A 23299-nucleotide genomic window follows, 5' to 3' on the forward strand; every position below is an offset into this window, starting at 1 on the left:
CCGGGAACGGACAATGCGCACAAGCGTGCCCAAATAAACGTGGTTTCTCTACCCCGTATTTTTACGAATTTTTATTTTGTTTATCTAAACAATAGGTAATTGATTCGGTTTTTTATACGGAATTCGACATTGCGAATGCGATCGGCAATCAGGGCTGTTTCGGCAGCTCGACATAGTCTTCAAGCTCGCCGGCGATATAAAGCCGCTTGCCGATACGCGGGTATTCGCAGACATCGTGTTCGAGCCGCTGCCCGCCGACGAGCAGCTCCAGCGGTGCATCGCCGGTGTTCTGCACCGTGTGCGCTTCACCGCCGCGCGGAAAGCCGATGAAATCACCGGGCCCGATTTCACTGACGCGTTCGCCGATCGTGACCGAGCCCGTGCCGGACAGCACGTAGACGAATTCTTCTTCGTACAGATGACGGTGATACTCGGCCGATTCGTGACCGGGCATCAGCGTGAGCAGGTGGATACCGAATTGCGTCAGGCCGGTCAGGTCGCTGAGTTGTCGTTTGAGCCGGACGGCATTGGGATTCAGCGAATGCACCGCGCGCGTCGGTTCCATCTTCGCGATATCGGCGGCCTTCAGCAGTTCCCGGGGAAAGGGAGTCGACATGGGGATCTCGCAAGCGTGAATGCATCGGTTGAACGCTGCGCCGGCGCGGCGCGCGCAGCGGCTATTGTCCGACATTTTCACGCTGGCAGCCGTGGCATCCGCATCGCCGTCGCACACGGCTCACACGCCCTCGTTCGTTGCGCGAGCGCGTCGATGCGAATGGTGCGCGCCGCGCTGCACGTCTTCGAATGCTCGAAGGTTGCGCCCGCCGACGTGACGGGCGCGGACGCCGCGCGACGCTCAGCGCACGTGCACGCCGCGCAACGCCGTCAGCAACGCGACGAGCCGATCGATGTGCGCATCTTCCGTGCGCCACGACGACACGCTGATCCGGAACGCCGGCCGCCCCTGCCACACGGTCGCGCCGAACCACACGTCGCCCGATGCCTGTGCGGCTTCGAGGATCGCCGCGGTTTCGTCGTCGGTGCCGGCGCGCACGAGCACCTGGTTCAGCACGACGCGGTTCAGCACCTCGTAGCCGGCCGCACGCAGACCGTCCGCAACCCGCGCCGCCTGCGCGCAATGCCGCTCGACCATCGTCGCCACGCCGGCGCGGCCGAGTGCACGCAACGCAGCCCACACGGGAATGCCGCGCGCCCGCCGCGAGAATTCGAGGTTCAGGTTCTTCTGCGCATCCTGTGCACCGCTCAGGTAGACGGCATCGCTGTTCATCGCGGTGGCGAGCGCCGCCGCGTCGCGGCAGATCACCATCGCGCCGTCGTACGGCGTGTTGAGCCACTTGTGGCCGTCGGTCGTCCAGCTGTCCGCGCCGTCGATGCCGTCCGTCAGCGCGCGCTTCGACGATGCGCGTGCCCACAGGCCGAACGCGCCGTCCACGTGCACCCATGCGCCGGCCGCCTTCGCGGGCGGAATCAGCGCCGCGAACGGATCGAATTCGCCGGTGTTCACTTCGCCGGCCTGCACGCAGAGGATCGTCATGTCGTCGAGCGGCGGCAACTGGGCGGGGTCGATGCGACCGTGCGCATCGACCGGCGCGACGACGATGCGCTTCATCCCGAAGCCGAGCACGCGCAGCGCCTTCTTCACCGTGATGTGCGCGAGCGCGGAAATCACGACCTTCACTTCGGGCGCGCCGATCAGCCCGTCCTCGTCGATATCCCAGCCCTTGCGTGCGAGCAGCGCGCGCCGCGCGGCCACCAGCGCGACGAGCGTGCAGGCTGTCGCGCTCGTACCGAACCCGACCGCGCTGCCTTCGGGCAACGCGAGCGCATCAACCACCCAGCGCGCGGCCTGGCGTTCGATCGTCGCCGCGACCGGCGAATTCGCGTACGACGACGCGCACTGGTCCCACGCGAGCATCAGTCGCTCGGCCGCGGCAGCAGCCGGGAGCGCCGCGCCGATCACGAAGCCGAAGTAGTTCGGGCCGTTCGACGCGACCGTCGCGGGCGTGCCGTGCTCGTCGAGCAGGCGCAGCACGTCGTCGGCCGGGCGGCCCGCGTCGGGCAGCGGCTCGTCGAAGGCGGCGAGGCCGGCCAGCGCGGCCGCGTCGGGAAACGCGCGTCGCTCGCCGGTTGCGGCCAGATACGCGTGCGCGCGCCGGTCGGCGTCGGCCAGCAGTGCAAGTTCGTCCATGTCGGTTGCCTCGGGGGAAATGGAATCAGAGTTGCGAAAGATCTTGGCCGAGCTGCTGCAGCGCGCCGTCGATCCGCTTGTAGTACGTGAACTTGCCGACGCGGGTCGCCCGCACGAGCCCGGCATCCGCGAGGATGCGCATGTGGCGCGTGGTCGTGGCCGGCGCGATGCCGAGCTTCTCGGTGATGTACGTGCAGCACACGCCGAGCTCGTCGAAGTCGCCGTGCGGCTGCGGCGGGAAATGCTTGCGCGGCTGCTTGAGCCAGCGCATCACGGCCAGACGGCTTTCGTTGGCCAGGGCGCTGATGCGAGTAACGTCGTCCATGGGGTGCGGTTTCGTTTGACGTTTCGAATATTAGCTAAATGACAAAATGTGGGCAATTGGTTTGAAGGACGATTGCTGCTGGCGATGTGGTGTGCACGGGCGTTGCATCGACACGCGACGCAAAAGCAGCGGGATCGCTGCTTCAACGTTTCGCGACAGCCCGTGTAATCCGCATCACGCCGCAGTCAGTGCCTGCGCCAGCCGGTCGATCAGCGCGCGCACGCGCGTCGGCTGCGCGGCACGGCCCGGATACACGATCTGCAAGTCGACGTCGCCCGGCGAGAAGTCGCGAAGGATCTCGACGAGCGCGCCGGACGCCAGATCCTGCTCGACGTCGACCAGCGACTTCAGCGCGACGCCATGCCCCGCGATGCACCACGCCCGCACGAGCGCGCCGTCGTTGGCCACGCGCCGGCCGCGTACCATCACGCGCTTCGGTTCGCCGTCGATGCTGAACGGCCATTCGGCATACAGGTCCGGCCCGAAACGCATCACGAGGCAGTCGTGAGAAACGAGATCGTCCGGATGCGTTGGCGTGCCGTGCGCGGCGAGATACGCAGGCGACGCACATACCACGCGCCGCGCGCGGCCGAGCGAGCGGCTGCGCAGCGAACTGTCCGCGAGCGTGCCGCGGCGAATCGCGAAATCGAGCCCCTGCCCGACGAGATCGACGTAACCGTCGCCGAGATGCAGGTCGACCGTCACACCTGGATGCTCGGCCAGAAACGCATCGACAACGGGCACCACGCGCTCGCGACCGAGATCGGCCGGCGCACTCAGCCGCACGGGCCCCGACAATGTCTGCACGCCCAGCCGCACGCGGCTTTCGAGTTCATCGGCTTCGGCCAGCAGGCGCCGCGCGCCGTCGACGAGCGTGCGGCCCTCGTCGGTCAGGCTGATCGCGCGCGTCGTGCGCGTGAGCAGCGCCGCGCCGTAGTGACGCTCGAGCGCCGTCAGTCGCTCGGACACCGTGGCCGGCGACAGCCCGACCTCGCGGCCCGCCGCAGCCAGCCCGCCCTTCTCCACGATGCGCAGGAACAGCGCGAGATTGTCGAGCAGCATTGTTCGCTCCTTCCGAAGGATATTTTCGAAGCCTGCCCGATTATCCGAAATGTCCGCAAGCGATACAGTGCGGCAACGCTCGATGTCACGGCCGTCCGCCCCGGCGCTTCGATCATCCACAGGAAACCCGCCATGGAATACCGCACCCTCGGCCGCTCCGGCCTCAAGGTTCCCGTCCTGAGCTTCGGCGCCGGCACATTCGGCGGCACCGGCCCGCTGTTCAGCGCATGGGGCAACACCGGCGTCGACGAAGCGCGCCGCCTGATCGACATCTGCCTCGAAGCCGGGGTGAACCTGTTCGACACGGCCGACGTGTATTCGGATGGTGAATCCGAGCGCGTGCTCGGCGCCGCGATCAAGGGACGTCGCGACCAGGTGCTGATCTCGACGAAGACGGGCCTGCCGACCGGCGACGGCCCGAACGACGCGGGCACGTCGCGCGCGCGACTGATCCGCGCGGTCGACCATGCGCTGCGCCGCCTCGACACCGACTACATCGACCTGCTGCAACTTCATGCGTTCGACGCGGGCACGCCGGTCGAGGAAGTGATGTCGACGCTCGACGATCTCGTGCGCGCGGGCAAGCTGCGCTACATCGGCGTGTCGAACTTCGCGGGGTGGCAGATCATGAAGTCACTGGCGGCGGCGGATCGGCACGGCTGGTCGCGTTACGTCGCGAACCAGGTCTACTACTCGCTCGTCGGCCGCGACTACGAGTGGGACCTGATGCCGCTCGGCGCCGACCAGGGCCTCGGCGCACTCGTGTGGAGCCCGCTCGGCTGGGGCCGGCTCACCGGCAAGATCCGGCGCAACGTGCCGCTGCCCGAAGGCAGCCGCCTGCATGAAACGGCGAGCTACGGGCCGCCGGTCGACGAAACGCGCCTGTACGACGTGGTCGATGTGCTCGACGCGATCGCGGAGGAAACCGGCAAGACGGTGCCGCAGATCGCGCTGAACTGGCTGCTGCAACGGCCGACCGTGTCGTCGGTGATCATCGGCGCGCGCAACGAGGAACAGTTGCGCCAGAACCTCGGCGCGGCAGGCTGGGCGCTGACCGATGCGCAGGTCGCGAAGCTCGATGCGGCGAGTGCCGTCGAAGCGCCTTATCCGTACTTCCCGTATCGCCGGCAGGCGGCGTTCGCGCGGTTGAACCCGCCGATGCGCGGGTAAGGGACGGTAGCGGCGACGCGGTTGCGTGCCTGTGTCAGGCCGGCACGCCTGCCCGGCCGAGCCGCACGACCTTGTCGGCCGCGCCGATGACCGAGCGCCGGTGGGTGATCGCGATCACCGTGACATCGCGGGCGAGCAGTCGCACGTGTTCCATGATGTCGCGCTCCGTCGCTTCATCCAGCGCGGAACTCGCCTCGTCGAGAAACAGTACGGTCGGGTTGCCGTACAGCGCCCGGGCGATCGCGATGCGCTGGCGCTCGCCGCCGGACAGCTTCAGCCCGCGCTCGCCCACCGTCGTGCGGAAGCCGTCCGGCAGGCCGTCGATGAACGTCAGGATCGCGGCCCTCGCAGCGGCTTCCCGCAAACGCCGAGCATCGTGCGGCCGGCCGAGCAGAATGTTGTCCTCCAGGCTTTCGTTCAGCAGCACTACGTCCTGCGGCACGACGGCGACCGCACCGTACCAGTCGGCGCGGTCGATGTCCGCGAGATCGACGCCGTCGACGAGAATGCGCCCGCCGGTCGGTTCGATCGACTTCAGCGCCAGCTTGAAGATCGTCGATTTCCCCGCCCCCGTTTCGCCGACGATGAACGTGACGGCCCCGCGCTCGGCGACGAAATCGACATCGGTCACGCCGCGCCCGTTGCCGTACGCGTAGCCGACATGATCGAACACCACGCGCCCTTCTCGCGGCACGAACGCCGATGCGTGCGACACCTGCCGCTCCTCGGGTGCCGCCCAGAGCGCCGCGAACGGCACGAGGGCCGCGCGGGAGCGCGCACTCTCGTCGATCGAGCGCGCGAGCATTTCGAACGGCAGGTTCAGTTGCAACAGCAACGTGTTGAACAGCACGATGTCGCCGATCGACAGCGCACCGGCTTCATGGCGCGGCAGCAGCAACCAGAACGTCACCGAGAACTGGACCGCGAGGCAGAGACCCAGCAGCGCGAGATAGCCGACGTGCTGCAGCACGTATGCGCGCCAGCTGTCGCGCTCGACGCGCGCTTTCTCGGAGAAACGTTCGCTCATCCACCGATGGCTGCCGAAATGCCGAAGCGTCTCCATCGCATTGATCGCGCCGCCGACGAAACGCGCATTCTCCTGCCCGGCCTCGATGGCGCGGTCGAGAAACGCGCGCGAGCGCCGCGCGGCAACGATCGCGATCGTCACTGCGACCGCGCCGTAGGCGGCCGTGATGGCCACGACCTCGAAATTGATCAGCGCGCCGAGCGTGGCGAGCGTCAGCACGATCTGAAGCGTGCCGGGGATCAGGTCCATCAGCGCGAGTTGCACGAGCACCGACAGTGCGCGGCTGCCGCGTTCGTTCGCACTCTGGATTTCAGCCGGATTGTGTTCGACGAAGAAGGCCGTGGTCTTCTTCAGGATGCGCTCGAAGAAGCGCGTGCCGGTGATGAATCCGAGATTCTTGGAACTCGTGAAGGACAGGTACTGCACCACGCGTTGCAGCGCGCTGGACAGGCCCAGCAACACCGCATAGAGCACAAAGCCCGGGATCAGCGCATGGAGCACGCCGCGATGCGACAGCGCGTCGATCAGACGCGAGAACAGATAGGGCGCGGCGACGGCGCTCGCACTCGACAGCACGACGACCGCCGCGACCGTCAGCAGCATCCAGCGATCGGCCTTCCAGTAGGCTCGCAGCACCTCGACAATCGGATTCGGCGCGTGGTGTTCGTTCATGACGCGAAAAACCGGGGGCGACCCGGATGGCGACAGACGGCCGAAAAGTCTAACAGACCGAAAGCAAAGACACGGCGGCGTTCCGGCGGCACGGCGGCAGCAACGCGGGGCCTTCGAAGACCGGTTAGCCCTGGACACTACCAAACGGCGGATGCCCCTCACATTGACATATCGGTAAATCTCGATATACTCCGCGCCATGGAATTGCTCGACATTTTCAAGGCCCTCTCGAACCGGACTCGTCTCGAGATCCTGCAAGGCTTGAAGGATCCCGTGAAAAACTTCCCTCCGCAGGACGAAGGGGACGTGCTCACGGTGGGCGTTTGCGTCAGCAGCATTCAGGAGGGTGTCGGGCTGTCGCAGTCGACGGTGTCCGATTATCTTGCCACGCTGCAACGCGCCGGCCTGGTCGAGGTCAGGCGCATCGGCCAGTGGACCTACTACAAGCGCAACGAAGCAGCCATCAGTGCGCTTGCCAAGGCCATTGGCAAAGAGCTGTAATTTTTTGCCGCATCATATCGATAATTCCCGATATCTCTTTTTGTCGAAACAAGGAGTTCCAATGAAAGCGCTCATGCTCAAATCATTTGGCGGCCCGGAATCGTTCGAACTGCGTGACGTACCCAAGCCCGTGCCGCACGCGGGACAAGTTCTGGTCCGCGTCCATGCGACGTCCATCAACCCGCTGGACTATCAGGTCCGGCGTGGCGACTATCCCGACCTGGTGCCGCTGCCGGCCATTACCGGGCATGACGTCTCCGGCGTGGTCGAAGCAGTCGGGCCGGGTGTGACAGCCTTCTCTCCGGGAGACGAAGTCTGGTACACCCCGCAAATCTTCGACGGGCCGGGCAGTTATGCCGAGTACCACGTTGCCGCCGAACACATCGTCGGGAAGAAGCCGCCGTCACTGAGCCATCTCGAAGCGGCAAGCCTGACCCTGGTCGGCGGGACGGCATGGGAAGCACTGGTCGTGCGTGCGGCGCTGCGCGTGGGGGAAAGCATTCTGGTACACGGTGGCGCGGGAGGCGTCGGCCATGTGGCGATCCAGCTCGCCAAAGCCATCGGCGCGAGGGTGTTCACGACCGTGCGCGCAGCCAACGTCGAATTCGCCCGAAGTCTGGGGGCCGATGAGGTCATCGACTACGAAAAGGACGATTACGTCGACGCCGTCATGCGGACCACGGGTGGCCGCGGAGTCGACGTAGTGTTCGACACCATCGGCGGCAACACCTTGTCGCGCAGCCCCGACGCGCTCGCACAGCTTGGCCGCGTCGTCACGATCGTGGACATCGCACAGCCGCAAAACGTCATTCAGGCCTGGGGCAAGAACGCGAGCTATCACTTCGTTTTCACGAGGCAAAACCGCGGCAAGCTGGATGAGCTGAGCGCGTTGGTTGCGCGCGGACAGCTGCGGCCACACGTCGGCGCCGTCTATTCCCTTGCCGATATTCCGCTCGCCCATGCCCGGCTGGAAAGTCCCCGCCACGGTGTTCGAGGAAAGATCGCGATCGCGGTCGAGCCGTCGACTCATCTCGACCGTGTTGCCGCGTCTTCATGAGCCTGTTGCGCGGATGCTCGACCGCTGGCCGTGGCACCATGAAATGTAGTCGTCATGGGCCTACCGATGGTGCCGCGAACGTCCTATCGTAGAGACCTGCGACGCGCCGGCCGGATCGGAGGCGCGCGCCCTTCTCCTCGAAAGGTCCGCCAACATGAACGCCAACGAAACAGGACTGACCGTACGCGCGGTCACTAAAAACGACTACGACCAGTGGCTGCCGCTGTGGGACGGCTATAACCGCTTCTACGGCCGCTTCGACGATACGGCCCTGCCGATGCGCATCACGCAGCTCACGTGGTCGCGCTTCTTCGACGGCTACGAGCCCGTCCATGCTTTCGTCGCGGAACGCGACGGCAAGCTCGTCGGGCTCGTGCATTTCCTGTATCACCGCAGCACGACGCACGCCGGGCCGGTCTGCTACCTGCAGGATCTGTTCACGCTCGACAGCGAGCGCGGCAAGGGCGTCGGCCGCGCGCTGATCGAAGCCGTGTACGACACCGCGCGTGCGCATCGCGCCGAACGCGTGTCCTGGCAGACACACGAAGCGAACCACACGGCGATGCGGCTCTACGACACCGTCGCGGAAAAAACCGGGGCCGTGCTCTACCGGAAGGAGCTGTTGCGCTGAAACGGATGAAAATGGGTGTCGGAATGCTGGCCGTCTCACGTCGACAGGCCACAGTAGCCCAGGGGACACAAGATCCGTCATTCCGTCGGTTGCTGTATCCCCACGGCTACCAATTCAACGCGTCAATTTGTGTTCTCTTCCGTACTGGCGAACCCATCGTCGTCGCCCGACATTGACCGCCCGCGCTCACCCCACCGGCCGCGCCTTGATCCACAGAAACAGCGGCACGCGCGCCCACTGCTTCAGTTGATCCGTATCGGCGTGGTCGGGCGGCGGCTCGCGCAGCGACACGATCGCGAACCCGGCCGCTTCCAGCGCGTCCATATACGCCTGCAGCGGCAGCGACCAGCCCGCGAAATGCATCGACAGCCCGTCGCGCGTTTCCACGCCGTCGAAGTGCTCGCGCCCGAAATAGCTGCCCTTCAGCACGAACGGCGCATCGGGTTGCGGCCCCGCGAAGCCGCCGCGATCGCGAAACGGATGCACGAGCGAGATGAACAGCAGCCCGCCCGGCTTCAGCACGCGGCGCGCCTCGTTCAACGCGCGCTGCATGTCGTCGAGATCCATCAGCACGTTGTATGCCATCACGAGATCGAAGCTGGCCGCGTCGAACGGCAGCGACGCCGCGTCGGCCAGCTCGTAGCGATGCGCGGAATCCGCATGACGGGCGGCGTCGAGCATCGCGGGCACCACGTCGGTCGCGGTCACGTCGTAGCCGAGCGCCTTCAGTTCGCGGCTCACGCGGCCTTCGCCGCAGCCGATCTCCAGCGCGCGGCCGGTGTCGCGGCCGATATAGGCCGCGAGCCCCGCGCGGTATTTCCAGAACGCATCGTGCCCGGGCTTGCCGGCCCAGCCGATCCATTGGTCGGCGACCTGTGTCCAGTGTTCGGTGATGGCTTTCGTGTCGGTCATGCGCGCTCCCGCCCGGTGTGCGTCGTTGGCTCAGGATGCGCATGGTAAGCCGATGCGGCGGAACGCGCGACCAGGCTGTGCCGCGCCGCCGGTTTCCGTTTCCGGCGGCGACGTTCTACAGTGACATAAAACAATCCGCGCCGCCGCGCGTCGCCCCCGCCCGGCGATGCGCACCCGATTCCGAGGACATCCCATGCCGAGCATCCTGGCCGCGCCCGCCAATCTCCCCCCGAGCCCCGTCGCGGCGGAAACGCGCATGGTGCACGACGTCGCGACGCTGAAGCCGTCCGACTACCGTTCGGCGGACGGCGTGTCGTGGGTCATCGCCACCATCACGCCGGCCGCGGACAGCGGATCGAACGTGACCGGCACGACGTACTTCGACACCGCGAAAGGCCGGACCGTCCCGGTGCCCGACGCGCGGCGTCGCTACGCGAATCGCGGCACGTGGCAGGTCGTCGCGAGCTCGAGCCCTGCCGTGCCCGCCACCGGCCGCTACGACTGGCTGACGCTCGCCTGGCTGCCGATCAACCGGCGGCCGCTGCCGCAAACGCCCGAACACCTGTATTCGCCGTTCATTCGCGGCGGCACGATCGTGTATCGATGGAATCCGGCGGCGGAAGGCGGCGAGCAGTTCGGCAACGTGCGGATGATCTTTCCGGAATGGACGCAGCAGGTGGCCGATGCGTTGCGGTCTGCGCCGGCAGCGTCGCCGGACGGCGCCAGCACGTCGGCCGCACCGTCGGCGCTCGATCGCCTGACAGCGGACACGAACCCGATGACCGCCGTGCTCGACTTCGGCGACGCACTGCGCGACGAGCCGGTCGAGCGAATCGTCGCGCGGCTGCCGGCGCTGCTGCGCGTGAAGGACCTGCACGAACTGTCGGCGATCGTGTTCCTGTGCCTGTCCGGATCGCGCGCCGAAGACCGGCCGCGCCTCGCCGAAGCGATCAACGGATCGATCGCGTCGACCGACGACAGCGCACGCCTGCTCGCGATTGCATATGGCGCGTTCGCGGCCGGCCGGGCACGGCCCCATCCGTTCAACGATGCGGGGCAGGCCGCGCGTATCAACGACGTGTTCGGCGCGTTGAAGCGGCGGACCGCGGCGCTCGACGTGCCGGTCGCGGAAGGGTCGCCGTGGTACGAGTTCTTCACGGCATATCGGCTCGGCGGGGCGGCGCCGGGTAACAACCCGTGACGAGACGCACGTAGCCGGTGCCGCCACGCTGGAAGCCGGCCTCCCGCATGCGCGTGGACCCCATCGCTCCGGCGAGCTGTGCGCCGTCATCGCCCGTCACGTGAGCGGCGCAGGTTTGCATCGGCACCGAAGGCGCGACGAATCCGGATCAAACGGCATGTTCGATCTATTCGACCATTTGAACCGGATCGCCCTGTGCTAGATTCCCGCCCGGCCATAGAGCCATCTCAAATAACCCGAACTAAAAAGACCAAATCATGAAATCTGTATTCCGTCATGCCGCTCTGGCATTGGTGACGATCGGCTTCCTGTCGGGCTGCGCCAGCAGCGTGACACGCGACGCCAGCGATCAGGCGGGGCCGCCGTGACCGCATCGACGATGAAATTCGGCACGAAACCCGTGGTCGTGAAGGTCACGCTCGACAATACCGCGCAGGAAGCGTTGAAAGACAACCTGAAGTTCGACGCGAAGAAACTGCAGGAAAAAATCGAAGGCGCACTGGACGCACGCAAGCTGCTGGCAAAAGCGGATTCGACCGATGCAATGCACCTGAACGTCGAAGTCAACGGCATTCGCGTGCGCTCGAGCTTCTCGGCCGTCATGTTCGGCTTCATGGCGGGCAACGATCACGTCGACGGCACCGTGACGTTGCTCGACGCCGACAATCATCAGATCGACCGCTTCAAGGTATCGGCTTCGTACGCGCTCGGCGGCATCGCAGGCGGCATGGACGATACGCGCATGAACTGGTTGTACGAGAAGTTCACCGAGCAGACGCTGACGACGCTCGAACCGGCGGCCGGCGCGCAACAGGCGAACGCCACGCAGACGAAGACGCAGTAATGCCCGACGCCCGGCCGGCCGCGAATGCGCGGCCCGCCGGGCGGCAGCGGTCGCGCTCATCCGCCGGCGACGATGCGGATGTCGCACGCAACGATCGTCGCCGACCGGGGCCTTTCAGCCTGCTCGCCAGTCACCGGCCATGCCCCGCCGCTCACCGCGCGCCCGCGCGCGGCATGACAGCATCGCCGAATTCCTAAATTCGGTCGCAAGCCTCGCTTGCACAAATGCTCAGCCATCAGTCGGCCGATCAGCAACGACGGTTCATATGTGTTGCCTTCATCGGAACCCTGTGCCTGCCACCAACCTGGCGCCACGCCGTGCGCGAGTGACTGCCCGGTGCCCGTATCCGGCAACGATCCCGTTCCATCGAATCAGCCGGCATGAATCGGATCGCGGCCGAGCCCATCCACCGCCACAACGCATTCACGATTGCATGTGAAACGACGGGAATGCAGCCGCTCGGGGGAACCGACCGTCAGGCAGAGATCCCTTTCGAGACACCGACGGACACCACGCCGGACCGGCGACCGCATTGTCGACGAGCGATTCGCAACCGATCATCAGACCAGCCTGAACGACCGCGCACCGACCGAACAATGACGGCATCCCGAATATGCGCACGCCGCGCCGGGAACCCGCACACATCGCGCCATGTCGAATCGCATCACGACCGTTGACCGCATCGCGCTCATCGGCCGATCATCGTCCTCCTGCCCCCGCTCGATCAAGTCGCCCCTTTCCTGCTCATGTTAAGCATCGGTCCCTTCTCGATCCGCGTCGTCGCGGTGGCCGTCGCCGCGCTGCTCGCGTGGCTCGTCGCCCGTTTCATCCAGCGCCGCCCGCCGGACGGCCAGCACAAGACCGCATCGAGCCTGATCCTCGATACCTTGTTGCTCGGGCTGATCGCCGCGCGCATCGGCTACGTCGCGCAGTGGTGGCACGAGTACGCCGCCGCACCGCGCTCGATCGTCGCGCTCGGCGACGGCGGTTTCGACTGGCGCATCGGCCTCGCGGCCGGAATCGTGTTCGCGGGCTGGCGCCTGCGCCGCCTGCCCGCGCTGTGTCGCCCGGTGATGGCCGGCATGCTCGCGGGCCTCGCCGCGTGGGGCATCGCGCAGGGCACGCTCGCAACGTTGCAGCACGGCGCGCCGCCGCTTGCCGCGTTGCGGCTCGAAGCGCTCGACGCCACGCCGGTGCCTGCGCAACGCTTCGCGGGCAAGCCGGTCGTCGTGAACCTGTGGGCCACGTGGTGCCCGCCGTGCCAGCGCGAAATGCCGATCCTCGCGCAAGCGCAGCAGGATCATCCGGGGATGACGGTGCTGATGGTCAACCAGGGCGAAGATGCGCACGCAGTGCGCGCGTTCCTCGAACAGAAAGGGCTGCGGTTCGATCACGTGCTGCTCGATCGCACGCTGCACGCGATGCAGGCCTACGGTTCGCGCGGGCTGCCGACGACGCTCTTCTTCGATGCGAAAGGCAATCTCGTCGAATCGCACATGGGCGAGATCACTGCCGCACGGCTGAAGGACGCCGTGGCGGACCGCTTCGGCCAGTAACGCGCGTCGGCCGAAAGGCCGCGGCATCGCTGCGTCACATCCGCGCCTCGACCGCGGCGAGCCGGGCCGGGAGATGAACACGCTGCACGCATGATTCGCGGCCGCCGTGGCGGAAAGCACGGCGGTTTCCCGCGCAAGTTCGGGCGGCCCTGCACGACGCCCATGACATCCTCGTGCGACGTGTGGCAGGCGAATCGGAGCATTCGACCGACACGCTTTCTGACATATCGTCAATAAAGTGACGACGCGGCCCGCCGGCGCAATCGCCGGGGAAGCGTTTCGCAGCAAGCCTGCAAGACATCGGTGCGTCCGTCAGTGCAGACGAAGGCGCTCCGGACCGACACCTGATGCCGGCCGATCTCGGCTAGAGTGATTGCACGTTTTCGCCTGGAATGCCATTTCATTTCGCCATGCCAACCATGTGACGGGATGCCGATCGAAATCCACTGCGTAAACGAGCGCGGCCCGCGCGTGCACTACCACGCGCGGGCCGCTGACCACAACCCACTCTGTACAGGAGTCAGTCATGGCTGACGGGAATCATAACGCACCGGTTCGCTTTCACGATTGTTCCATGCCCGCTCGCACGTCTTTTCAGACTCGCCGCATCGTTCCACATCTCAGGCTCGCCGACACGGCACCGCCGGCCCTCCATCTGTGGATGAAGCTGTCCGGCCGCTGGATCGACGCAGCGGGTTTCGAACCCGGGCAGCGCCTGCGGATCGAGGTGATGCACAAGCGGCTGGTGGTCACGCCGATCGAAGAAGCGCCCGGCGACGATATCGGCCAGGATGCCGATCGCTCGACAGGCCAGCCGCGGCCGACGTTCTCGGTGATCACGGGAGGCGCGCAATGAATCGCAACGCCTCGCGACAACGTGCCGGCACCTTGCCGGCCGACTTCGGCCTCGATGACGCGGGCGCACTGTCGGCCAAATCCGCGCTCGTCCTGAAGATCAACGCACTGACCGTCTCGCGCGGCCTGAGCGAAGACGAGGCTGCGGCGCTCGCGGAGATGGCCCGGCCGGTCGTCACGCCCGAGCAACGCGAAAGACTCCGGAACGTCTCGCTGGAACTGCTGATGCAGACGCTGGCGTCGCTCGGCCAGCAGGTGGAAATCGTGGTGCGGCCTGCGGGGCCGCCGCATTCGGCAGGCATCACGGTTTCAGTCTGACAGTCGACAAAAGGAACGAAGGGGGCGTAGCAGCCGCGCCCCGGTCGCCCCGCGTTCCGACGATGCGCCGGACCTGACGGTCAGGGACGCGACAACACCATCACACGACCCGACACGCGCTGCAGCTTCAACCAGCCCGTGTCGGCCGTAAATTGAAGCTGCTGCAGCGGAAAATCGAACTCCGCGCGCTGCGCGGCGCTGATCACCGCATCGGCGATCCAGCGGATCAGTTCCTTGCCTTCGTCGGTCGTCTGGTGGCCGTTCTGGACACCATAGAAATAGCGGTTCCCGGCGTTGACCTCGTTCTGAACCTGCATCCAGTGCCCCGGCAGGCCCCGCTGCGTCCTGAACAGGTCGGCCACCCGCTGCGTCGTCAGTCCGCGCGCCCACAATGCGCCGTTCACGGCGGGGCGCGCCAGGTTGTGGCGATCGGCTTCCTGGGCTTGCTCCTTGATGTCGCCTTTCAGGGAATCGGGTTTCGTCATGACGCTTTCCTCGCGATGGGCCCGACAAAGGGCCGGTTGAATGGACAAGGACCACGGAGAGGAGGGGCCTGAAGCGCGGATCTGCGCGACCCTGGCGTCCGTGGCCACCACGAACGACAGGCCGGCGACATGCGCCGGCCTGCCTCACGATATCGGCCGCAGGCCGGTCGTCCCGCCTGCGCCGGGTGAACGATACGCCCATTGCAGGAATTCTTCGCCTGTCAGGTATGTCAGGCTTCGATATCGGGCGTCCGTCCCCATCACGCTGTCCTTTTCTCCTTCAACAGGAACGCCGCCGCCGTACATCCCGCCATCGCAACACCCGCGATCAGGAACGTATCGCTGTACGCCATCAACAGCGCCTCACGCATCACGCGCTGGTTCACGAGCGCGAGCGCCAGCTCGTGCACGCCGCCGGTCGCAGAACCCGGCAACGCATCGGCACGCGGCACATGCACGCGCGACAGCAGCCGCACCAGCATCGCCATGCGTTCCTGAAACGCTTCCGAGAACGGCGTCACGGCCTCGCCGATCCGCATCGCATGCAGCTTCTGCCGCTCGACGACGATCTGGCTCGCCACCGCGATGCCGATCGCACCGCCGACATTGCGCACCATGTTGAACACGCCGGACGCCGAACCGAGCTGCGCCTTCTCGATCCCGTCGACGGCCATCACCGACAGCGCGATCACGACGAGCGACTGCCCGATCCCGCGCACGACGAGCGACGGCACGATCACGTTCGACGCGGCGTCGGCGGTCAGGTGGATGTTCATCAGGCAGCCGGCCGCGACGAGCGCGAAACCGAGCACGATCGTCGCGCGCGGGCTCGTGCGGCGCATCAGCGGCGGCGTCAGGAACGACATCACGAACTGCACGAGCCCGTACGGGATCATCGCGAGGCCGATGTCGCGCGCGCTGTAGCCGTGCAGCTCCGCGAAGTAGTTCGGCACGAGGAACACGACGCCGAACACCACCGCGCCGAACAGGAACTGCATCAGGCTCGCGATCCCGAAGTTGTAGCGGCCGAGCAGCCGCAGGTTGATGAACGGCGCCTCGCGCCGCAGCTCGATCGCGACGAACGCGACGAGCCCCGCCACCGCGACGATCGACAGCTCGACGATCAGGTCGGACGCGAACCAGTCCTTGCGCCCGCCCTCCTCCAGCACGATCTGCAGCGCGCTCAAGCCGATCGCCATCGTCGCGATCCCGAACCAGTCGGCCTGGCGCAGCTTCGACAACTGCACGGGCACCGGCCGGATCGCCCACGCGATCGCCGCGATCAGCGCGATCGCGGGCGGAATCTGCAGATAGAAGATCCAGCGCCACGAATACATGTCGGTGAGCCAGCCGCCGAGCGACGGCCCGGCCGCCTGCGCGACGTTGTTCGCGACCGCGAACAGCGCCATCCCGAGCGGATGCTTCGACGGTGGCAGCTCGGTGACGATCAGCTGGAACGACAGCGGAATCAGCACGCCGCCGAACGCGCCCTGCAGCGCGCGCGCGACGATCATCGTCGAAATGGTCGGCGCGACCGAGCACGCGATCGAGAACGCGAGGAACCCCGTTGCGCCGACGAGCAGCACGCGGCGCGCGGAGAACACCTGCACGAGCCAGCCGGTGAGCGGAATCACGACGATCTCGGCAACGAGGTACGCGGTCGAGATCCACGAGCCTTCCTCGAAGCTCGCGCCCAACGACCCGCGGATGTCGGGCAGCGACGCGTTCGTCACGTGCACGTTCATCCCCGCCATGAAGCAGCCGAACACGCCGCCGAGCACCGCGACCCACGCGCGCAGCGAGACGGTTTCGTCGTGCGCGGCCTGCGCGCCCCGTGATGCCGCGGCCGTCACGATCCGGCTCCCGGTGCGCCGCGCGTATCGACGCGCGCGATCACCGACATGCCGGGCCTCAGCACGAGGCCCGGCGGAGGCGCATCGAGGCGGATCTTCACGGGTACGCGCTGCACGATCTTCGTGAAGTTGCCAGTCGCGTTGTCGGGCGGCAGCAGCGCGAATTCGGCGCCCGAGCCCGGGGCGAGCCCGAGCACGCGGCCGTGCAGCGTGCGGCCCGAGTAGGTATCGACGTCGATCTCGACCGGCTGCCCGTCGCGCATCGCGCCGAGCTGCGTCTCCTTGAAGTTCGCGACGACGTACACGTCGCGCAGCGGCACGACCGCGAGCAACGGCATCCCGACCTCGACGTACTGACCCGCGCGCACCGCCCGCTGGCCGATCGTGCCGTCGCGGGTCGCGCGGATCACCGTGTGCTCGAGATCGAGTTGCGCCAGCGCGAGCTTCGCGCGGGACGCCGCGAGCCGCGCACGCGCCTGCTCGATCGCGGCCGTGCTTTGGGCACGGCGCCGGCGCAACACCGTCTGCTGGTCGTCCTGCGCGCGCACGGCCGCACCGGCGCGCGCCAGTTCCGCGCGCGCCTTCAGCGCATCGGCGTGCGCCTGTTCCCAGCGCTGCCCGCTGGCGGCCGATTCGGCGAGCAACTGCTTGTAGCGCGCCGCATCCGCGTCGCGTCGGGTCGCCTCGGCACGCGCGGCGGCCGCGTCGGCCTGCGCCTGCTCGATCACGCTGCGCTGCTGGCCGACCTGCGCGTCGAGCGTCGCGGCCGCGGCTTCCTCGGCCTGCAACGTCGCATCGGCGGCGGCAACGGCCGCCTGCGCGTCGTCGAGCCTCGCGCGATAGTCGCGATCGTCGAGCGTGACGAGCACGTCGCCGCGCTTCACGGGCTGGTTGTCGTCGACGGCCACGCTTGCGACATAACCGGCCACCCGCGGGCTGACGGTCACGATGTCGGCGCGCACGTAGGCATCGTCGGTGTGCTCGATGAAGCGGCCGACCGTCCACCAGCGCCAGCCGAACCCGGCCAGCACGATGACGGTGATGAAGGCGCCGGCGGCGATCCAGTGGCGCCGCGCGAAACGGGCGGATTTCTCGGGTACGGCTGTGGTGCTCATGATCGGAATCGGAAGGGTTGAGTGCGTGCGGATTCACGAACGGCCGGTCACGGCCCGTTCACGTCAATAACGGGCTTGCGCTGGCCCTGACGCTGCCAGCCGCCCCCCAGTGCCTTGAAGACGGCAACCTGATCGAGCGCGACCTGCTGCGTCGACGCGGCGAGCGCCGCATCGACCGCGACGAGGCTGCGCTGCGCGTCGAGCACGCCGAGAAAATCCAGCGCGCCCGCGTCGTAGTTCAGTTCCGCGAGCCGGAAAGCACGCGCGTGCTCGGCGCGCGCGGTTTCGAGCGCGGCCTTGTGGCGCCACTCGGCGCCGTATCGCGCGAGCGCCTGTTCGGTTTCCTTCAGCGCGCGCAGCACCTGCGCGTCGAACGACGCGCGTGCGGCCGCATCGTCCGCGCGTGCCTGCGCGAGCTGCGCGCGGCTCGCCGCGAGATTCGGAAAGCGCCAGGTAATCAGCGGCCCGACGCCCCACGCGATCGCGTACTTGTCGCCGAGCGACGACGGATCGCCGGTTGTCGACAGCCAGTTCACCGACCCGCCGAGCACGATCGACGGATACAGCTCGGCCGTGGCGGCACCGATCCGCGCGTTCGACGCGGCGAGCCGGCGCTCGCTTTCGCGCAAGTCGGGCCGGCGCCGGAGCAGCGCGGCGCCATCGCCGACCGGAAACGGCCGCGCCAGCGCCGGCGTCGCATGGCAGCGCGCGGCCGCATCGGGAATCGCGCCGGGCGCGTGCCCGGTCAGCACCGCCAGCTCATACAACGCGGCGCGGCGCGCGCCAGTCAGCGCCGGCAGTTCGGCACGCGTATCGTCGGCGAACGCGCGCGATCGCGCGACTTCCAGATCGGACACGAGACCGTGCGTGCGCTGCCGTGCGGTCAGCGCGGCGAGGCGGTCGGCGATCGCGACCGAACGCTCGGCCACGTCGATCCGCTCGCCGTACGCGCACGCCTGCGCGTAGGCGGCTGTCGTCTCGGCGGCCACCGTGACGCGCATCGCATCCGATGCCGCCTGCACGGCGTCCGAATCGGCGCGCGCGGCATCGACGAGATAACCGACACGCCCCCACAGATCGACTTCCCACGACAGCGCGAACGACGGCGCGAATCCCCGGCGCGTACGTGCATCGGTGCCCTTCGCGCTCGCGACGATCTGATCGGGCGCGTGCTTGCCGTAGTCGACGCCGAAGCCGGCCGTCGTGTCGGGCAATCGCGCGGCGCCCGCTTCGTCGAGCACGGCGCGCGCCCGCGCGACGCGTGCCGCGGCCACCGCGAGATCGCGGTTTTGCGCAAGCGCTTCGCGCACGAGTGCGTCCAGCGCCGGATCGTCGAACAGTTGCCACCAGCGATCGGGCAACGCGCCGCCCGGCGCGACGGGCGCATCGACGGCGGCATCGAACGGCGCGCGATGTGCCGCGTCGATCGACGGCGGGCGATACGGCTCGCCGACGGAGCATGCGCCCAGCATCGCCGCGCTCAGCAGCGTGGCGGCGATGCGCGGCGCGCAAGACGAGGCGGCAACGGGTAAAACGAAGGAAAGCGAAGCAAGGAAGGAGGCGCGCATCGTGCGGTGGCAGTCGAACAAACGATGGGCCTATGGTAATTTCGGCACATTCAGTCGATCTCGCGCGCAAAGCGCATTCGTCGTCGAGAAAAGGACAAGTGGACCCATTTTTCAGCGCGCTCGAGCGCAAGGACAAGCACAAGCAGATCGCGGTCGCCGTGTCCGACGCGGCGTCCGGCGTCCTGTATCCGCCGCATTCGCACCGGCACGGCCAGCTGATTCACGCGATTTCCGGCGTGATGCTCGTGCATGCGGATGCCGGCAGCTGGGTCGTGCCGACAGGGCGCGCGGTGTGGGTGCCGGCCGGCACGCAGCACGAGATCCGGATGGCCGGCGACGTGCAGATGCGCTCGGTGTTCGTCGCGCGCGAAGTGCGGCCGAGCCTGCCGGGCGAGTGCCGCGTGATCGAGGTCGGCACGTTGCTGCGCGAACTGATCGTGACCGCGTGCGAACTGCCGGCCGACTACGACCTTTCGCATCGCGCGGGACGCGTGCTCGCGCTGATCCTCGACGAAATCGAAATCGCGCCGCTGCTGTCGCTGCATGTGCCGATGCCGCGCCATCCGGCACTCGCCGCGCTGTGCACGCAGCTGGTCAACGACCCGTCGTTGGCCGTCACGCTGCAGTCGTGGGCGCGCGATGCGCACATGAACGAGCGCACGCTCGCACGCACGTTCAAGCGCGAGACGGGCATGACGCACGGCGCATGGTGCCGCCACGCGCGATTGCTGCTGAGCCTGCCGCGCCTCGCGGCCGGCACGCCGATCCTCGAACTCGCGCTCGAGCACGGCTACGACAGCCCGAGCGCGTTCGCGGCGATGTTCCGCAAGGCGCTCGGCGTGCCGCCGAGCGAATACTTCCGGCGGCGATAAACAGCGCTGTCCGTTTCGCGACGATCGAGCGCTGCCGCGCGTGCGCGGCGCAACGTGTGGCCCGCTACAGTGGCGGCATCGCACGACACTCGCGCTCCGCCGATGGATCTGATTCAACGCATGCAGGTTTTCGTCACGCTCGCCGACGCGGGAACCTTCACCGAAACCGGCAAGCGGCTCAACCTCACGACCGCGTATGTCAGCCGCGCGATCGCGTCGCTCGAAACGCATCTCGGCATCCGGCTGCTGAACCGCACGACGCGCTCGATGTGCCTGACCGAAGCCGGTGAACGCTATCTGGCCCGCGCACGCGACATCACGCTCGCAGTGGACGCGAGCGAACGCGAAGCGCGCGGTGCGCGGCTGCATCCGTACGGACGACTGCGCGCGCACTGCAGCGCCAGCATCGCGAACCGTTTCGTGATTCCGCTGGTCGCGCGCTTCCAGGCGCGTTATCCGGAAGTCAGCGTCGATTTGACGCTCGCGCCGCACGTGCCCGACCTGATCCGCGGCAGCTACGACGTCGCCATCATCGCAATGCCGAACCTGCCGAGCTCCGATCAGGTCGCGATCGATGTCGGGCGAATCGGCAGCGTGCTGTGCGCGGCGCCCGCGTATGTCGCGCATCACGGCATGCCGGATACGCCGCGCGCACTCGTGCGGCATCGCTGCCTGCAGCTGGTCGCACCCGCCTACCCGGCGGGTGAATGGGCACTGACGCGCGGTGCGGATGCGGAAACGGTCGCGTTCGAGCCGGCGATGACGGCCGACGTCGCGGCATCGCTCGCGATCGCGGTGCGGGAAGGGGCGGGAATCGGCCTGCTGCCGGAATTCGTCGCGGCGGACGATCTGCGTTCAGGCGCGCTGGTGCGCGTGCTGCCCGATTACCGGGCGGACGACGTGGGCGTGTTTCTGGTGTACCCGTCACGCCGGCACATCGACGCGAAGACGCGCGCGTGGGTGGATTTCATGAAGGTGGAACTGCGCGATGCGCTTGCCGGGCCGCGCAGCGGCCACCGGGACGGCCACCAAGGCGGCGGCGACGCGACCGCGCCGGACACCGCCGGCGCAGCCGCCACGACGCCGCTTACGCGACAGCCTTCACCGCGGAATGCGCGCCAAAAAACGTCGCCTGCACCGCTTCGTCCGCGCGCGCATACGCGCGGTTGACACCGCTGATCACCGCGCGGATCGACGCGGTCGTCAGGTTCGCGTCGATACCGACGCCGAACGCGCTGCCGCGCACGCCCGACCCGGCCAGCTCCGCGATCGCGATCGCCTTCGCATCGGCGCCTTGCGACAGCGCGCGCTCCTCGTAGTGCTGGATGCGCAGCGGCGTACGCAGCGCGTGCATCAGCGCGTCGAGCGGGCCGTTGCCTTCACCGCGCAGCACGCGGCGCTCGCCGTGCACGTCGGCGGTCAGCACGATCGTCTCGCGGCCGTCGCGCTCGCTCAGTTCATGACCGACATAACGCAGCGGCGCATCGCCTTCCACGTATTCCTGCTGGAACAGCGACCAGATCTGCGCGCTCGTCACCTCGAGCCCGCTGTCGTCGGTCAGGCGCTGCACGGCCGCGCTGAAGTCGACCTGCAGGCGGCGCGGCAGCGCGACGCCATAGCTCTGCTCGAGCAGGTACGCGATACCGCCCTTGCCCGACTGGCTGTTCACGCGAATGATCGAGTCGTACGTGCGGCCGACATCGCTCGGATCGATCGGCAGGTACGGCATTTCCCATACGGCGTCGGGTTTCTGTACCGCGAAGCCCTTCTTGATCGCGTCCTGATGCGAGCCGGAGAACGCGGTGAACACGAGGTCGCCGACATACGGATGGCGCGGGTGGATCGGCAACTGCGTGCATTCCTCGGACGTGCGCGCGACTTCGTTGATCTGCGAGAAATCGAGGCCCGGATCGACGCCCTGCGAGTAGAGGTTCAGCGCGAGCGTGACGAGATCGACGTTACCGGTGCGCTCGCCGTTGCCGAACAGGCAGCCCTCGATCCGGTCCGCGCCGGCCATCACCGCGAGCTCGGCCGCCGCGACCGCGGTGCCGCGGTCGTTGTGCGGATGCACGGACACGATCAGCGCATCGCGGCGCGCGAGGTTGCGGTGCATCCATTCGATCTGGTCCGCGTAGAAGTTCGGCGTGCCGACTTCGACCGTGGCGGGCAGGTTCACGATCGCCTTGTGCTCCGGCGTCGGCTGCCAGACGTCGAACACGGCGTCGCAGACTTCCTTCGCGAAATCCAGCTCGGTCGCCGTGAAGGTTTCCGGGCTGTATTGCAGCGTGAAATGCGTGTCGGTCGCGGCGTCGGCGCAGCGCTTGATCGTGCGCGCCGCGTTCACCGCGAGTGCCTTCACGCCGTCGCGGTCGAGGCCGAACACGATCTTGCGGAATTCCGGCGCGGTCGCGTTGTACAGGTGAACGATCGCGCGCTTCGCGCCGCGCAGCGAGTCGAAGGTACGCTCGATCAGGTCGTCGCGGGCCTGCGTGAGCACCTCGATCGTCACGTCGTCGGGAATGTGGCCGCCTTCGATCAGTTCGCGCACGAAGTTGAAGTCGGTCTCCGACGCCGACGGAAACGCGACCTCGATCTCCTTGAAGCCGATCGCGACCAGCATCTTGAACATCCGCATCTTGCGCGCCGCGTCCATCGGCTCGAACAGCGACTGGTTGCCGTCGCGCAGGTCGGTGCTCATCCAGATCGGCGCTTGCGTGATCGTGCGCGTCGGCCACATGCGGTTCGGCAGGTTGACGGGCGTGAACGGTCGGTACTTCGTCGCGGGGTTCTTCAGCATCATGATGTTCGGTCCTCGGTCGGTGGGTCAGGAAACCGCGGCGCGATGGCCATCAGTCGTGGTGGCAGGCTGCGCGCACAGCGGTGAAAACGGTGGAAAGCGGCACAACGGCAAAGCGGTACGGCGAACGACAGCCTTGGCGGTTGAGCGACCGGGACGGAGCGGAACGATTCGGAAGAAAGACGAACTCAGGCGCCGGTCGACAACCGGGGCCAGGTCGGTGATGCGGGGGAAATCTGGCGCTTCAGGAAAGAAGCAGATGGAAAGCG

At 67.3% G+C, this 23299-nt stretch carries 21 protein-coding genes and 1 pseudogene; 11 read left to right on the top strand and 11 right to left on the bottom strand.

Annotated features, from left to right (window positions below; translation table 11 throughout):
• Positions 1 to 148 precede the first annotated feature (148 nt).
• From ACTJLD_RS04830 to ACTJLD_RS04845, 4 genes are all read right to left on the bottom strand, one after another.
• On the bottom strand, positions 149 to 616 hold the full coding sequence (locus tag ACTJLD_RS04830; RefSeq protein WP_027789984.1) for a cupin domain-containing protein: 468 nt from the start codon (positions 614 to 616) through the stop codon (positions 149 to 151).
• Between the two features lie 240 nt (positions 617 to 856).
• Positions 857 to 2209 carry a pyridoxal phosphate-dependent decarboxylase family protein gene (locus tag ACTJLD_RS04835; RefSeq protein ID WP_027789985.1) on the bottom strand — a complete coding sequence of 451 codons (1353 nt, stop codon included), beginning with the start codon at positions 2207 to 2209 and terminating at the stop codon, positions 857 to 859.
• A gap of 25 nt (positions 2210 to 2234) precedes the next feature.
• On the bottom strand, positions 2235 to 2534 hold the full coding sequence (locus tag ACTJLD_RS04840; protein WP_021160594.1) for an ArsR/SmtB family transcription factor: 300 nt from the start codon (positions 2532 to 2534) through the stop codon (positions 2235 to 2237).
• A 174-nt stretch (positions 2535 to 2708) separates the two neighbouring features.
• Positions 2709 to 3596, bottom strand: coding sequence for a LysR family transcriptional regulator (locus ACTJLD_RS04845; protein WP_027789986.1), 888 nt, complete (start codon positions 3594 to 3596; stop codon positions 2709 to 2711).
• Between the two features lie 132 nt (positions 3597 to 3728).
• Between ACTJLD_RS04845 and ACTJLD_RS04850 the strand changes: the two genes are divergently transcribed.
• Positions 3729 to 4766, top strand: a complete 1038-nt coding sequence (locus tag ACTJLD_RS04850) for an aldo/keto reductase (RefSeq protein WP_440658161.1) — start codon at positions 3729 to 3731, stop codon at positions 4764 to 4766.
• Positions 4767 to 4800: 34 nt separating this feature from the next.
• On the opposite strand, the gene ACTJLD_RS04855 is transcribed toward ACTJLD_RS04850, so the two are convergent.
• On the bottom strand, positions 4801 to 6465 hold the full coding sequence (locus ACTJLD_RS04855; protein WP_176114519.1) for an ABC transporter ATP-binding protein: 1665 nt from the start codon (positions 6463 to 6465) through the stop codon (positions 4801 to 4803).
• 198 nt (positions 6466 to 6663) lie between these two features.
• Between ACTJLD_RS04855 and ACTJLD_RS04860 the strand changes: the two genes are divergently transcribed.
• From ACTJLD_RS04860 to ACTJLD_RS04870, 3 genes are all read left to right on the top strand, one after another.
• Entirely contained in the window at positions 6664 to 6966 is a 303-nt protein-coding gene (locus ACTJLD_RS04860) for an ArsR/SmtB family transcription factor (RefSeq protein ID WP_048021417.1), read from the top strand.
• A 61-nt stretch (positions 6967 to 7027) separates the two neighbouring features.
• Positions 7028 to 8023 carry a zinc-dependent alcohol dehydrogenase family protein gene (locus tag ACTJLD_RS04865; RefSeq protein WP_440658163.1) on the top strand — a complete coding sequence of 332 codons (996 nt, stop codon included), beginning with the start codon at positions 7028 to 7030 and terminating at the stop codon, positions 8021 to 8023.
• Positions 8024 to 8177: 154 nt separating this feature from the next.
• On the top strand, positions 8178 to 8654 hold the full coding sequence (locus ACTJLD_RS04870) for an N-acetyltransferase family protein (protein ID WP_440658165.1): 477 nt from the start codon (positions 8178 to 8180) through the stop codon (positions 8652 to 8654).
• Positions 8655 to 8840: 186 nt separating this feature from the next.
• On the opposite strand, the gene ACTJLD_RS04875 is transcribed toward ACTJLD_RS04870, so the two are convergent.
• Positions 8841 to 9566, bottom strand: coding sequence for a class I SAM-dependent methyltransferase (locus ACTJLD_RS04875; protein WP_059696165.1), 726 nt, complete (start codon positions 9564 to 9566; stop codon positions 8841 to 8843).
• A 193-nt stretch (positions 9567 to 9759) separates the two neighbouring features.
• Between ACTJLD_RS04875 and ACTJLD_RS04880 the strand changes: the two genes are divergently transcribed.
• The 5 genes and pseudogenes from ACTJLD_RS04880 to ACTJLD_RS04900 all read left to right on the top strand — a co-directional run bounded on the left by ACTJLD_RS04880 (position 9760) and on the right by ACTJLD_RS04900 (position 14340).
• Positions 9760 to 10767, top strand: a complete 1008-nt coding sequence (locus ACTJLD_RS04880; protein WP_440658168.1) for a hypothetical protein — start codon at positions 9760 to 9762, stop codon at positions 10765 to 10767.
• A gap of 257 nt (positions 10768 to 11024) precedes the next feature.
• Positions 11025 to 11611, top strand: a pseudogene (locus ACTJLD_RS04885) (DUF4410 domain-containing protein).
• 746 nt (positions 11612 to 12357) lie between these two features.
• Complete coding sequence (locus ACTJLD_RS04890; RefSeq protein ID WP_440658169.1) at positions 12358 to 13167, top strand: prolipoprotein diacylglyceryl transferase family protein; 810 nt, start codon at positions 12358 to 12360, stop codon at positions 13165 to 13167.
• 574 nt (positions 13168 to 13741) lie between these two features.
• Positions 13742 to 14023 carry a SymE family type I addiction module toxin gene (locus tag ACTJLD_RS04895; protein ID WP_226153309.1) on the top strand — a complete coding sequence of 94 codons (282 nt, stop codon included), beginning with the start codon at positions 13742 to 13744 and terminating at the stop codon, positions 14021 to 14023.
• Entirely contained in the window at positions 14020 to 14340 is a 321-nt protein-coding gene (locus tag ACTJLD_RS04900) for a helix-turn-helix domain-containing protein (protein WP_124840481.1), read from the top strand. The genes ACTJLD_RS04895 and ACTJLD_RS04900 overlap by 4 nt, the downstream gene beginning before the upstream one ends.
• A gap of 80 nt (positions 14341 to 14420) precedes the next feature.
• Here the strand turns inward: ACTJLD_RS04900 and ACTJLD_RS04905 are convergent, their stop codons facing one another.
• The 4 genes from ACTJLD_RS04905 to ACTJLD_RS04920 all read right to left on the bottom strand — a co-directional run bounded on the left by ACTJLD_RS04905 (position 14421) and on the right by ACTJLD_RS04920 (position 19361).
• Positions 14421 to 14825: a hypothetical protein gene (locus ACTJLD_RS04905; protein WP_021160608.1), complete on the bottom strand. Its 405-nt coding sequence runs from the start codon at positions 14823 to 14825 to the stop codon at positions 14421 to 14423.
• Between the two features lie 260 nt (positions 14826 to 15085).
• Positions 15086 to 16678, bottom strand: a complete 1593-nt coding sequence (locus ACTJLD_RS04910; protein WP_440658170.1) for a DHA2 family efflux MFS transporter permease subunit — start codon at positions 16676 to 16678, stop codon at positions 15086 to 15088.
• Positions 16675 to 17793 (bottom strand): HlyD family secretion protein, encoded by a 1119-nt coding sequence (locus tag ACTJLD_RS04915; protein WP_440658171.1) that lies wholly within the window; start codon positions 17791 to 17793, stop codon positions 16675 to 16677. Before ACTJLD_RS04915 ends, ACTJLD_RS04910 begins: the two co-directional genes overlap by 4 nt.
• Before the next feature lie 47 nt (positions 17794 to 17840).
• Positions 17841 to 19361, bottom strand: coding sequence for an efflux transporter outer membrane subunit (locus tag ACTJLD_RS04920; protein WP_440658172.1), 1521 nt, complete (start codon positions 19359 to 19361; stop codon positions 17841 to 17843).
• Positions 19362 to 19459: 98 nt separating this feature from the next.
• Here ACTJLD_RS04920 and ACTJLD_RS04925 point away from each other — a divergent pair, with 98 nt between their 5' ends.
• The gene (locus ACTJLD_RS04925) at positions 19460 to 20233 is read left to right on the top strand and encodes an AraC family transcriptional regulator (protein WP_027790000.1); all 774 of its coding nucleotides are present in this window, start codon (positions 19460 to 19462) and stop codon (positions 20231 to 20233) included.
• Positions 20234 to 20335: 102 nt separating this feature from the next.
• Entirely contained in the window at positions 20336 to 21403 is a 1068-nt protein-coding gene (locus tag ACTJLD_RS04930) for a LysR family transcriptional regulator (RefSeq protein WP_440658173.1), read from the top strand.
• On the opposite strand, the gene leuA is transcribed toward ACTJLD_RS04930, so the two are convergent.
• A complete protein-coding gene (leuA, locus tag ACTJLD_RS04935; RefSeq protein WP_124546304.1) occupies positions 21321 to 23030 on the bottom strand; it encodes a 2-isopropylmalate synthase in 1710 nt (569 codons plus the stop codon). The two genes, ACTJLD_RS04930 and leuA, sit on opposite strands and share 83 nt — an antisense overlap.
• Positions 23031 to 23299: the final 269 nt, after the last annotated feature.

It is taken from the genome of Burkholderia sp. 22088 (genome assembly GCF_052045915.1).
GTDB classification, from domain to species: domain Bacteria; phylum Pseudomonadota; class Gammaproteobacteria; order Burkholderiales; family Burkholderiaceae; genus Burkholderia; species Burkholderia cepacia.